This is a genomic window from Myxococcus sp. AS-1-15 (genome assembly GCF_020037055.1).
GTDB lineage: Bacteria > Myxococcota > Myxococcia > Myxococcales > Myxococcaceae > Myxococcus > Myxococcus fulvus.
Map to the genome: position 1 here is coordinate 376,316 of NZ_JAIQDF010000003.1, position 11,907 is coordinate 388,222.

Here is an 11,907-nt window from a genome sequence, read left to right on the forward strand (position 1 = left end):
GGGACGGGGCTGACCCGGACTCCCGGCGCAAAGCCCCGTCGCCGGGTCAGGACTGACAGTGCGCCGGGCCGCTCCCTCGGGTGCGGGGCTCAGCGCGGCCGGTGGATGAAGACGGACGCGCCTTGCCGCACCGCGGTGAACGCCGCCAGCGGCCGCCGGGCCGGGCCCTGGAGGACGGCGCCGTCCAGGGCGAAGCGCGAGCCGTGACAGGGGCACTCCACCACGCCCTCCCCGGGCCGCCAGTCCACGCCGCAGTCGCCGTGCGTGCAGATGCGCCACAGCGCCACGAAGCACCCGGGCGTCGTGTGGACGAGCAGCACGTCCAGCAGGGCCTCGGGCGCGTGCACCCGGGCGTGGCCTCCGGGGGACTCGAGGCCCGGATGCGCTTCGAGCCGCACCTCCACCCAGCCCTCGGCGGCGGTGCCGGGCTGGGGGAGGTCGGGGCAGGAGGCGCCCTCGGGCGGAGGGGCCAGGACGATGGCCTCCCGCCACTCGCCGCCGCACCCCGCGCCCAGCGTGGCCAGGGCACAGCCGCCCCGGGCCAACGTGAGGAGCGCGGCGCGGCGGTCCAGGTCCGTCATGGCGCGGCGGTCAGCGACACGCCGTTCACCACGGCGACGGCGTCCAGGTCGAACCCCGCGGAGGTGCCCGCCGAGCCGTTGGTGCCCGCGTCGACGATGCGCACGTAGCGCGCCCGGGCGAGGCCCACGGTGGCCAGGTCGAACCCGTCACCGCCGGCCACGGCGGGGTCCGTGGCGCTGATGCCAGCGGCGGGGTTGGCCGTCACGGGACGCACGCCCGCGCAGCCCGGGTAGTTGTTCGTCGCGTCCGAGGGGGCGCAGGGGAACTCGTGCCACTGCACGCCGTCGTCGCTCACCGAGACGCGGCCCCGCTCGGTGAAGGCGCGCGGGCCTCCGGCGATGAGGAAGCCGTTCTCGAAGACGAGCAGGTCCACGCCCGGGCCATCCACCACCGCGAGGTCCGTGAAGCGCAGGGTGATGGAGCCACCCTGCCCCAGAGAGAGGACATCCAGCGAGCCGCTGTCCAGCCCCGCGCCCACCGGCGCGCCCAGGACGATGGACGGGAAGCGGTCCTGTCCGAAGCCCGCGCCGGGGCCGGGCAGGTACTCGACCACCTCGTCGGCGTACGGGTCCGCGGGCCGCGAGGGGCTCGCGTCGGTCCCCGAGTCACCGGGCCCCGCGTCGTCGTCCGTGACGGGAGCCTCGTCCCCACCGCACGCGGACAGGCTCAGCGCCAGGGCGAGCACGGTGCCGCGACCGAACCACGAGGAGGCGCGCGTGCTCACGGCGCCACCTGGAGGCGCACCAGGCGCCGGCCGTTGCGGTCGGACACGCCGACGAGCACGTCGGAGCCGAGCGCCTTGAGCATCCGCACCGTGGTGCACTGGTTGACGTAGGTGAGCACGGGCACGCGCGCGCCCACCGTCACGGCGTCATTCGCGCCGACCGACAGCGCGTAGCGGGACACGTCGGTGGCGACGAAGTCGTAGTCCGGGGGAGCGTAGGCGCCGCGGTTGAGCACCACGCCACCGCCGAAGGCCGCGACGTCGTTGAAGTCGCTGCCCACGTCGACCTTCGCCTGGGTGCCCAGGTCCAGCGGCGTGCCGCTGGTGATGGCGGTGGCGAGCGTCGTGGGCGCCACGCCGTGGAGGACGTTGACGAAGTTCTGGTCGAAGTAGCCCAGCGCGGCGACGCCCGTGTCCGTCACGGCGGTGAAGCCGCTGCCCACCACGTCACCCTGCGGGAAGTTGACCGCGCGCACCGTGCCCATGGGGTCCGTGGACGTCACGAGACCATAGACAGCCAGGTCGGAGGCCGAGCCCAGACCGCCGCCGTTGACGAGCACCGCGCTCAGCTCCCCGGACGTGAAGGCCGCCGCGGAGAAGTTCTTGGGCGCGACGACGAAGCTCGAGTTGGCCGGCGTGGCCAGGTCATACGCGGCGACGTTGCCCGGCGAGCCCGTGGCGCCCAGCGTGTAGCCGGTGAAGACGCGCAGGCCGTCGTTGATGACGTAGCCGTTCGGGTACACCGTGGCGCCGCCCTCGCGGTCCGCGGGGGTGATGATGTCGAAGAGCTTCGTGGTGCCCGGCAGCAGGTCGGGCCAGGTGCCCAGCGAGTACAGCGCGGCGTCCTTGCCCCGTCCCTGGATGCCGTAGAACGCATACGTGGGACCCGGAGAGGCACCGAGCGCGAGGATGTCCGGCGACAGCGCCACGGACTCGGCGGCGACGAAGCCCGGCTGGAGCACGAGCGTGCCCAGCTTCGGGTCCAGCGGCACCGTCGCGCAGTCGACCACCACGGGGCCGGCATCCGGCTCACCCGCGTCCGGCGCACCTGCATCCGGCTCACCCGCGTCGGGCGTGCCCGAGTCCGGCTGACCCGCGTCGGGCGTGCCGGAGTCCGGCGTACCAGAATCCGGCGTCCCGGAGTCCGGCGGGCCCGCGTCGGGCGTGCCCGAATCCGGCGTCCCCGCGTCGGGCGTCGGGGTGGTGGGGGCAGGCTCGGTCTCGCACCGCTCGTCGACGCAGACCCACTGCTGCCCCGCGGGGGCCTCGCCGTTGTCGGCGCGGCAGTCGAATGGGTCGACACACTCCGGGTTGCAGCCGGTGCCGAGCAGGGCCACGGCGAAGGAGGCCACGGCCAGTGATGCGGACTTCATCCAAGGTTTCGCGCGCTTCGATTCAGCCGTCTTCATCTGCGTCCTCGTCCCTCTCCGCCCCCACGGGCGGGTGGGCTTCCAGGAGGACGCGGTCGAAGGCGGGCACCCGAGCACCCCACGGTGCGCGGTGAATGGGCTGACGCCTCCGCCGCCTCCCCTCGGAGGCCTCGGTGATGTCCGTGCCCAAGGGGCACGGGTCCACGGCAGGTTTTCGGACTCGCAGGCGCGGGAGCCCCGGAGGGCGCCCACCTAGTGGCCGTCGCTTCCCAGTCCCGTGAGGGACCAGTGCTTCAATGACGGCGGTCGTTCCTGCACACCGCTGCGGGGCAGTCCCGGATTCGCACCGGGTTCCCTAGAGCCGCCGTGGTTCGCACGACGGCACCGAGGACGCGGCCGGGATATGGCGGGCGACAGGCATTGTCAATGGAGCGCGGTGACGTCGATGGCGTTGGACACGGGGCGTCGAGGGTCCACCGGGCACGCCTCCAGCGCGGGGCCCTTCGCGGTGGGCGTGGAGGAGCCCCTGCGCTCGGTGAGGGTGCCATCACCGACCTCCACGACGAAGACGCGGCCCGCGTTGGTGTCCGCCAGGTACACCGCGCCTCGGGACACGGCGAAGCGGCTGGCCACCGACAACAGGCAACCCGGTGCGCCGGGCTGACAGCCAGGATTCAGCGCGTAGGAGGCCACGGGGACATCGTTCTTCACCAGCACCAGCCCCGTGGAGCGAACGGACGTGGCGAGGTAGCCGTTGGCCGTGTCGTAGATGGCCTCACCGATGCAGGCGACCACGAGCTGGTCACCGACGGCTTCCACGTAGCCCGCGTTGAGGCAGCGCTCCTGGCCCAGGTCGATGGCGCTGACGGCGCCGGTGGCGGGGTCGATGCGCGCGAGCATGCCCGGCCCGTTGGGGCGGTAGTCGTTGGCGGGGTTGAGGTTGGTGAGCGCCACGTACACGTGGGTGCGCGTCGCCGTCACCGAGAACGGCAGGGGCATGGAGCCCGTGCCGTCGAAGGGCTTCAGGTCCAGGCCGGTGAGCGACAGCGTGTCCACCTTGCGCGGCTGCGTGGGGTCGGAGATGTCCACGCGCGCCACGGCGTTGCCGTGCTGGAAGTTGGAGCTGCCGGTGCCGAAGAGCGGGATGTAGAGCAGATCGCCGAAGCGCGCGAGCGCCTGGGGGCTGGTGTTCGGGCCGAGGTTCAACTGCCCCACGGTGCGCAGGCCCAGGCCGTTGCCGTGGGACGGACCGTCACGGCGGAGCACCTGGAGCGTGTTGTTCACCGAGTCGATGACGTACACGTGGGGCGGGTCCACGAGGATGTCATTGGGGGAGCCGGACACGACGCCCAGCGAGTCCTCCTCGACGAGCGCGCCCAGGTTGCCTCCAGGCGCCTGGAGCAGCTTGCCGTTGGTCATGTCCGCGCCGAGCACGAAGCCATCCCAGGACGCGAGCGCCTGGATGCCCGCGCCGAACTCTCGGCGAGGTCCGAGCTGGTCCGTCCCCGCCTGGAGGCCCACGAGCTGTCCGTTGGTGAAGCACGCGGCCACGACGTCGTAGGTGCAACGCCCGGAGCGGCAGGACTGCGCGTCGGGGCACACGTTGCCGCAGGCGCCGCAGTGGAGCGCGTCCGTCTGGCCGTCCACGCACGCGCCGGAGCAGCGCAGCAGCCCCTCGGAGCAGCCCTCGCGACAGGTGCCGGACTCGCAGACCTGCCCGGCGGCACAGGCCGAGCCACACGCGCCGCAGTGCGCGACATCCGTCGCGGTGTCCACGCAGGCGCCACCACAGGACTCGGTGCCCGCGCGGCAACCACAGGCGCCGTCCTGACAGACCTCCCCCGAGGAGCACGTGGTGCCACAGGCGCCGCAGTGCGCGGTGTCGCTCCGCGTGTCCACGCAGGCGCCGTCACAGACGACGAGGCCGGAGGTGCAGACCACGCCCTCATCCGGACAGCCCGTGAGCACGAGCGCCGAGACACAGAGCAGCGACAGGACGAGCAACCTGGGCGCTACGAAGGAAGGAACAGGAAGCATCGAGTCCTCAGGAAGGGGAAGGCAGGCGCGGCATCACCGCGAACGACCGGTGCCAGGGAGAGCGAACACATGCGACGCGCACCTCGCGAGCGGGCCCCACGGACGAACCGGACGCGAGGAGCGTGCGTGCGAGATGCCCCCTGCGAGAGGACGGCGCTGCAACGGGTGCCGTGAACGACCGGCATGGGCACGCGAGCGCGCAGGGCGCGCAGCTCATGAGCCGAGCGGCCCAGCGAGAGTTGCGCGGGCGGCTGAGAGGACCGCACACCGACTGGCGACGGCGCGGTGTCACCTCGCACGCCACGCGCTCCGGAACAACTCCGGCGTCCGGGCTCACGGAGCGCGCGGTGCATTCGAGCCCTCGGGAGCAGAAGGAGCCGGCTCGAGCGACACCGCGAGCGTCGCGTACGCCGCGCGCCCTGGCAGCGGGAAGCCGGTGAAATCCTGCACCCGCGCGTCGAGCAGGTTCTTCACCTCGACCGACAGCGTCACCTCGGGCCTGCGCAGGAAGGTGCTGGAGGCCCCCACGCTCCACAGCGTGCGCGAGGGCAGAGAGCGCGTGCCCGTGCGGTTGACGAACTGCGACGCCTGATACAGCACCTCGGTGCGCGCGTTGAGCCACTCCGGCCCCGCGCGCAGGCGCCCCACCCACTTGTGTCGCGGGCGATTGGGCAGGTCCTGGTTGAAGTAGCGCGGGTCTCCAAACCGGTTCTGCGTGCGCAGCCACGTGTAGCCACCGCTCGCCGACAGCCACGAGAACAGCCGCGCCTCCGCCTCCAGCTCCGTGCCCCACACCCGCGCGGCGTCGAAGTTGTACGGCCGCGCCATCATCGGTGGATACAGCTCGTACGCGATGAGGTCCTCGTAAAGCGCCGCGAACCCGCCCGCCGTCATGCTCCACCGCGGAGCCCCCGCCACCGTCGCCTGGGAGTCCCAGACCACCGCCGCGTCCGCGTAGAGCGCCCGCTCGGGCCTCAACCCCGGATTGGGCAACAACGTCCCCTGACGGATGTACAGCTCCAGGAACGACGGCGCGCGATGCGACTGTCCCGCGTTCGCCCGAAGCCCCACGCCTCCGCCCAACGACAGCCACGCGCCGACCTTCGGCGAGAACAACCAGTAGGGCCCCACCCGCTCGAACCGCAGCGACGGCACGACGCTCAACACGTCAGCCACCAGCGCCCACTCGTCCATCACCATGACACTGCCACGCCACCAGCTCGCGGACTGCGCGCCCCTCGCCTGGGTGACCTGCTCTCCCGACGACGCCACCGTGGCCGTCAGCGCATGCCCGCCCCCGAGCAGCGTCCGCCCCTCCACCTCCACCCCACCCACGACATGCCGCTGCGGACCTCCCGCCCCCAGCAGCCCCCCCGTCACCTCCAGGCCATCGCGACGGAAGAAGCCCCTCGCACTCGCCTGCGTCCCCGACCACCGCACGCCCAATGACAGCCGGTCCAGGTCCTGTCGCCCCGCGGACTGGGGGTTCTGCACCGTGCCCGGAATCGCGCGGTCCTCCAGCGACAGCTCGGACAGCACATCCAGCCGCGAGCCCCCCGGGAGCCGCCGCCGATACCGCAGCAGCACGCCTCCCCCCTTCGCGTCGTTGCGCGCGCGCGCCTCCGCCGTGACGGGGTTGTCCGGCACCGCGGGCAGCTCATCCAGCTCGTACGCGAAGTCCCCATCCGAGCGCCCCGCGTGCAGCAGCACCAGCGCGTTCCCGTCCAACAAAGGCCCGGTGATGGCCACGTGCCCCAGCGCCGTGTTCCAGCTCCCGTAGACCACCTCTCCACTGGCCCGCACGTGCGACGACGGCGCGCGCGTGACGATGTTCACCGCGCCGCCGAGCCCTCCCGAGCCATAGCGAGCCCCCGCGCCCCCGCGCAGCACCTCCAGCCGCTCCACCAATGCGGCCGGCACCTGCGACAGGTCCGCCATGCCGCCCGCGCCGTTGAGCGGGATTCCATCCAGGAACACCAACACCCCGTTCGACGCCGCGCCGCGCACCACCAGGCTCTTGCTCTGCCCGTAGCCACCCGAGTCCTGCACCGCGAGCCCCACCGAGCCCACGAGCAGCTCCGCCGTGTCCCGCGCCTCGCCCGCATGCTCGCTCGCGTCGATGACGGTGATGGCGCCCGTGGGGTCGCGGCGCTCGGGGGCGTCGGGAGGCGGCGGCGCCTTGCCTCGCACCACCGTCGCGGGCACGACGACGTCGTCCGTCGCCTGCGCGCGCGCTCCGGAAGGCAGGCTGAGCGCCAGGCACACCAGGTGCCCGGCGAGGAAGGTGCGCCGCATGCTCCGCCTTCCGCTCTCTCCATCGAAGAGAGAAGGCCATCCGCACGTGCCGCCACGCGACACGTCCGCACCCTCGGGCAGGTCTCCTGGCTGATGGACTCCAGCTCCAGGCGCACGACGCGTCTGGCTGGAAGGGGGCTTCCGCCTTCCCCCGGAGCGTCCGCCTGGACACCGCCGGAGTGGCGACAACCGAAGTCCCCGGCCCTGACCTCAGGGCGGCCCATTCACAGTGGCGGGACCGCGCCGGAATCGCACCGGCTTCCCTCTTGAAAGCCCGACATGGGCACCCAAGGGCGCACCCCTTCTAGGAGCTGACTACCAGCGCGTCAAGCGCACCCGGGACGACACCTCGCACGCGCGCGCGTAGGACTCGAAGGCGCTCGCCTGCAGGAACACCACCTGCGCGCCCCCCAGTCGCAGCGAGGCCTGGCTGAACAGCGGCGTCGAGCGCCCCGGTACAATCAGCACCCCCTCCACGAAGGTGCCGCCGTGGCTCTCCAGGTCCGTCACGCTCCACACCTCAGTGTGCGGTTCCGGACGGAAGCGCGCGTGCTGTCGCGACACGGTGGGCTCGGGCAGGACGATGTCGCACTCGGGGCTGCGGCCCACCATCACCTCCGGCCCTCGGCCAGGGAAGCGCGGACACAGCTCGAACACCACGGGCTCCACGACTCGCGATGGAATCGGCACCTTCAGCGTCGGCGGCTCCGCCTGCGCCACGGAGCGCGGACGGCTCGGCATGGAGTCCCACACCAGAACGGGCCACCCGACCTCCCGCAGCAGGGCTTCGCGGTCCTCCTGGAGCCGGGACATCAGCGCGGACAGACGGTGGAGCACGACGAGCCCTCCAGGCCGGGAAGGTGTGCACGCAAACCTGTGCACGCCCCCTCGCCCTGTCCACCCCCCTTGCGTCACTCCACGGTTCCGCAGGCGCTCGCCAGCGAGAGGATGTCGGAGTCGTAGTGCAACGCCAGCGTGCCGGACGACTCGATGTGGCGCACGAAGACGGAGCCGAACACCTCCGCGTTGCCGCTGAGCGTCAGCGTGGCGCCGGGCGCGTAGAGGTTTCCCGCGAGCACACTGCCCGCGGAGATGCCCAGCGTCCCCGTCCCCGCGGCGTACACGCGCACCTTCGCCGGCGCGTCCACGGACCCCAGCAGGAGCTGGCCGGCCACCGTCATGTCGCCGCCCACGAACAAGTCCAGCTCCCCCGGCGGCACCACCTCCACCGAGAGCCGCTCGCCGATGACGACGCTGTCCCGCACGAAGAGCGCGGTGCGCTCGCGCACCACGAGGTTCAGCCGGCCCTGGCCCTCGATGCCCGTCAGGAAGAAGCGCCCGCACGGCAGCTCCAGCGTGCGCTCGCCGGTGAAGCCCTGCAGCGCCGAGGGCTCCAGGTCGATGACGTCGTTGTGGTTCTCGCGAGCGTGGTTGGCGATGAGCCCCTGGATGTCCACCACCGACGCGGTGTCCCCGCACGCGCACGGCGACACCGAGTCCACCGGCTCGCGCAGCACCTCGGCGGCCGTCACCGTGCCGGACATGCTGCGCTCCGCGGGCACCGCCAGCTTGCCCGCCACGCTCAGCGACGCGAGCCCCACGTCGCCGCGCACCCACGCGTCCCCCGTCACCTGCGCGGACACGTTGCCGCTGAGCGGACCGCCGCTGTACAGCCCGCCGCCCACCGACAGGCCGCGCCCCAGCAGGATGCCGTCCGCGCCGCCCGCGCTCAGCCCGCCGCCAATCGTCAGCGTGTCGTTGGCCGCGACGCCGCCGTTCGTCGCCACCGCGCCGCCCTTGCCGCCCGGCACGTACTTGCCCAGCGAGCTCTTGAACGCATCCGTGGTGAGCGACGCGCTGAAGGCCAGCCGCTCGCACGAGCACAGCGCGTAGCGGAAGGCCCGCTCGGCCAGGTGCCCGCTGCACACCTTCGCGCCCGTGAGGCTGTCGCCCACCAGGAGCAGCGGCCCCGTGGACGCGCAGAAGGCGGTGTGGTCATCGGCGGGCTCCTCGCCCTCGCCCGTCGTCGGCCCGGCGTCCGACGAGGCCACCGGCCCCGCGTCGTTGCGGGGCGTCTCGATGAAGGCCACCGGGTCCTTCACCTCGCACGCGCTCCAGGCGCCCACCAGCCCCAGCACGCAGAGGACCTTCGTCACGTTGGCGCGACTCATCGACCTGAGACCTCCTTCAGCCGCTTCCGGGCCGCCACGGCATGGGGCGAATCGGGGTGACGCGCGAGGAAGTCCTCCAACGCGCGCACCTCGCCGTCCCGGTCCCCCAGCGCGCGCAGCGCCTCGGTGACACCGTGGCTCGCCTCTTCTTCCAACAAGCCCCCGGGCCAGCCCTTCAGGGCCTCCTGGTACTGGCGCAGCGCCCCGCGCGCATCGCCCAGGTGCTCCAGCCTCAGCGCGCCCGAGGCCACGCGCGCGACGTACGCGGACATGCCCTGGGGCTCGGCCCGGATGACGCGCAGGTAGAGCGCCTCGGCCGCCTTCCACTGTCCGGTGGCCCGATGCGCGTTGGCCCGGCGCAGCAGGTCCTCCGGCGCGGGCGCGGCGGACGGCGCGCTCATCCGGGGCTTCACCGGAGTGATGGACTCCAGAGCGACCGCTTCGGGCACCTGCGGAGCGACCCCCTCCGGCCCTGGAGGCAGGGACTGCTCTCGCGCGGCCGCATCAGCCACCGACGGCACGGGTGGCTCCGGCGCGAGCACCTCGGGCACGACGGGCTCGGCGCGGGGCATCAGCGGCGCGGAGGGAGCGATGACCGCCGTGTCCTCCGGAGCAACAGGCTCCTGGCGACGCCAGAGCTGCCAGGTCGCGACCGCCGCGGCGCCGACCACGAGCAGGGCCCCGCCCATCCACCAATGCGGCCGGTGTCGCCGACGCGGGGGCGGCGACGGCGCGTCCATCGCGGCCAGGAGCGCGGCCTGCACCAGCGCTGCGGACTTCTGCCGCGACAGCCGGCGCGCGGGTCCGGAGCCGTCATCCAACGGCATAAGCAGCTCGTCCGGCCCGTCCTCATCCACGAGCCGACTCATGCCGCACCTCCCTCCGGAGTGCCACCCGCATCCGTGGCCAGCGCGCGCAGCGCCGTGCGCCCCAGCCGCAGGCGGCTGCGAATCGTCTCGAAGGGAATCCCCAGCTCGTCCGACACCTCCGGCACGCTCATGCCGAGCACATGGTGCAGCACCATCGCATGCCGCTGCTCGTCGGGGATACGGTCCAGCAGCATCACCATGCGACGGCGGTGGACGTACTCGTCCGGCGGCGCGTCCTCGGACGGCACCGCCATCAACTCGGCCGGCTCCTCGCCCCTGCGCGCCTCGGTGCCCCGGACGCGCCGGAGCCACGCGAAGGTGGTCCTCGCGACCACCCGGTCCGCCCACGAGTGGAACTGCCCCTCTCCCCGGTACGAGGGCAGCCCCCGGAGCAGCGCGATGAGCGCCTCCTGGGCGATGTCCTCCACGTCCCCGTCGCCGTGCACCAGGTAGCGCACCAGGTTGCGCACCCGCGGCAAGAGCTCCAGCAGCAAGGACTCGGCGGCCTCCTTGCGCCCCTGGATGGCCGCCTGGATGCGCGGGTCCACTCCAGGTCTTGCCCTGCCGATGGCCTCCGGACCCGTGCTCGTCATCGACCCCATGGAGGGAGGCCGAGGCGAAAACGGGTCATCACCGCTCATGGCAGCAGCACCAGCGCCAGGGACGCCCTGGGCCGGATGGCCCAGCCCTGATTGCGCGGCACGAAGTTTCCATTCTCGGAGTAACCCAGCTCGGGCCGCCCCACCGCCGCGTCGGCGGCCACGGACAGCTCCACGGCGAGCAGCCGCGAGAAGCTCCACCGCAGGGACGTGTCGGGCCCCACCAGCAGCGCGGGGATGAAGCGCGGCTTGGCGGCCTGGATGCCCGGGAAGTACGACTCCGTGCTGCGGCCGAAGAGCAGCAGGCCCGCCCCCGCGCCCAGGCCCCAGCGCAGGGCGCCCGTCTCCAGCAGCGGGAAGTCCAGCCACAGCCCGCCCGAGTACTGCTCCAGCTTCACGTCGGTGCGCCCATCCGGGAGCATGCGCGCCAGGCTCAGCGAGAGCAGCAGCCGCAGCCGCGCCGAGGGGAACTCCCACCCGGAGCCAATCAGGAACCCCTGCTGGCCGGAGTCCGTGTACCCATCCAGCGCGGCGAGCCCGCCCACCATCACCTGCCACCGCAGGGAGCGCGCGTCCTTCGAGGCCGGCGGATAGGTCCACAGCTCCGGGGGCACGACGACGGGGCCGGCCTCGGGTTCGAGCACGGGCACGGGGGGCGCGGCGGCCTCCACCACCTCGCCCAGGGGCGTGCCCGCCTCCACCGCGCGCAGGGCGGAGCGCACCACGAGCGCCACGGCCTCGGCGCCCGCGGACCACTCGAGCGCGCCGGGTTGTCCCTCCAGCTTCGCGGTGCGGATGAAGAGGTGCCGGCTGCCGGGCTCGGCGAAGTGGACGCGCAGCTCGGAGCCGGAGCGCTGGAACCAGAGCACCGCGCGGGCCTGGTGCGCGTCCGCGAGCTCGACGGCGGAGCGCCACTGGGCCTGGGGCGGGCCCTCCAGGGAGGGGCCCGGCATGGCGCGCAGCTCCACGGGCAGGTCGCTGCTCTGTCCGCGCACGCGCTCGAGCAGGGCGCCGTCCTCCGCGGAGGCGATGCGCGCCACGGCCAGCCATGCGCCGCCGCCGTCCTCCGCGCGAGCCTCCACGCCCAGGCACAGGGCGGCGACGAGCCCCAGCCGAATCAACACGACGCCCGATGCCATGAACGCGAGGCTAGCTTTCGCGTGTGGCCGAAGGAAGCCCCCGGGTTCCCCGGACCCGCTGTACAGCAGGTGCATCGGAAAAGATGCGCCGCGCCTGCAATCCCGGGCGGACAGGCGTCAC

The 11,907-nt window shown here is 73.0% G+C and carries 10 protein-coding genes and 2 riboswitches; all 10 genes read right to left on the bottom strand.

Going from position 1 to position 11,907, the window contains the following annotated elements:
• Window positions 1-89: 89 nt before the first annotated feature.
• Window positions 90-581: a ubiquinol-cytochrome c reductase iron-sulfur subunit gene (locus K8625_RS10995; protein WP_223782684.1), complete on the bottom strand. Its 492-nt coding sequence runs from the start codon at window positions 579-581 to the stop codon at window positions 90-92.
• Window positions 578-1,306, bottom strand: a complete 729-nt coding sequence (locus K8625_RS11000; protein WP_223782685.1) for a cell surface protein — start codon at window positions 1,304-1,306, stop codon at window positions 578-580. The genes K8625_RS10995 and K8625_RS11000 overlap by 4 nt, the downstream gene beginning before the upstream one ends.
• Complete coding sequence (locus tag K8625_RS11005) at window positions 1,303-2,679, bottom strand: hypothetical protein (RefSeq protein WP_223782915.1); 1,377 nt, start codon at window positions 2,677-2,679, stop codon at window positions 1,303-1,305. The genes K8625_RS11000 and K8625_RS11005 overlap by 4 nt, the downstream gene beginning before the upstream one ends.
• Before the next feature lie 184 nt (window positions 2,680-2,863).
• A riboswitch (cobalamin riboswitch) is annotated at window positions 2,864-3,080 on the bottom strand.
• A gap of 19 nt (window positions 3,081-3,099) precedes the next feature.
• Window positions 3,100-4,713 (bottom strand): MXAN_6577-like cysteine-rich protein, encoded by a 1,614-nt coding sequence (locus tag K8625_RS11010; protein WP_223782686.1) that lies wholly within the window; start codon window positions 4,711-4,713, stop codon window positions 3,100-3,102.
• A gap of 333 nt (window positions 4,714-5,046) precedes the next feature.
• Window positions 5,047-7,008: a TonB-dependent siderophore receptor gene (locus tag K8625_RS11015; RefSeq protein WP_223782687.1), complete on the bottom strand. Its 1,962-nt coding sequence runs from the start codon at window positions 7,006-7,008 to the stop codon at window positions 5,047-5,049.
• Window positions 7,009-7,066: 58 nt separating this feature from the next.
• Window positions 7,067-7,314, bottom strand: a riboswitch (cobalamin riboswitch).
• A gap of 9 nt (window positions 7,315-7,323) precedes the next feature.
• Window positions 7,324-7,845, bottom strand: a complete 522-nt coding sequence (locus K8625_RS11020) for an FHA domain-containing protein (protein ID WP_223746943.1) — start codon at window positions 7,843-7,845, stop codon at window positions 7,324-7,326.
• A 74-nt stretch (window positions 7,846-7,919) separates the two neighbouring features.
• Window positions 7,920-9,179 (bottom strand): hypothetical protein, encoded by a 1,260-nt coding sequence (locus tag K8625_RS11025; RefSeq protein WP_223782688.1) that lies wholly within the window; start codon window positions 9,177-9,179, stop codon window positions 7,920-7,922.
• Entirely contained in the window at window positions 9,176-10,048 is an 873-nt protein-coding gene (locus K8625_RS11030; RefSeq protein ID WP_223782689.1) for a tol-pal system YbgF family protein, read from the bottom strand. The genes K8625_RS11025 and K8625_RS11030 overlap by 4 nt, the downstream gene beginning before the upstream one ends.
• On the bottom strand, window positions 10,045-10,641 hold the full coding sequence (locus K8625_RS11035) for an RNA polymerase sigma factor (protein ID WP_223782690.1): 597 nt from the start codon (window positions 10,639-10,641) through the stop codon (window positions 10,045-10,047). Before K8625_RS11035 ends, K8625_RS11030 begins: the two co-directional genes overlap by 4 nt.
• 44 nt (window positions 10,642-10,685) lie before the next feature.
• Window positions 10,686-11,786 (bottom strand): hypothetical protein, encoded by a 1,101-nt coding sequence (locus tag K8625_RS11040; protein WP_223746939.1) that lies wholly within the window; start codon window positions 11,784-11,786, stop codon window positions 10,686-10,688.
• Between the last annotated feature and the right edge of the window lie 121 nt (window positions 11,787-11,907).

What these genes read in the sequence shown, in the direction of transcription:
- K8625_RS10995 (WP_223782684.1), bottom strand. Translation starts at nt 581, where the DNA reads ATGACGGACCTGGACCGCCGCGCCGCGCTCCTCACGTTGGCCCGGGGC.
- K8625_RS11005 (WP_223782915.1), bottom strand. Translation starts at nt 2,679, where the DNA reads ATGAAGTCCGCATCACTGGCCGTGGCCTCCTTCGCCGTGGCCCTGCTC.
- K8625_RS11010 (WP_223782686.1), bottom strand. Translation starts at nt 4,713, where the DNA reads ATGCTTCCTGTTCCTTCCTTCGTAGCGCCCAGGTTGCTCGTCCTGTCG.
- K8625_RS11015 (WP_223782687.1), bottom strand. Translation starts at nt 7,008, where the DNA reads ATGCGGCGCACCTTCCTCGCCGGGCACCTGGTGTGCCTGGCGCTCAGC.
- K8625_RS11025 (WP_223782688.1), bottom strand. Translation starts at nt 9,179, where the DNA reads ATGAGTCGCGCCAACGTGACGAAGGTCCTCTGCGTGCTGGGGCTGGTG.
- K8625_RS11030 (WP_223782689.1), bottom strand. Translation starts at nt 10,048, where the DNA reads ATGAGTCGGCTCGTGGATGAGGACGGGCCGGACGAGCTGCTTATGCCG.
- K8625_RS11035 (WP_223782690.1), bottom strand. Translation starts at nt 10,641, where the DNA reads ATGACGAGCACGGGTCCGGAGGCCATCGGCAGGGCAAGACCTGGAGTG.
- K8625_RS11040 (WP_223746939.1), bottom strand. Translation starts at nt 11,786, where the DNA reads ATGGCATCGGGCGTCGTGTTGATTCGGCTGGGGCTCGTCGCCGCCCTG.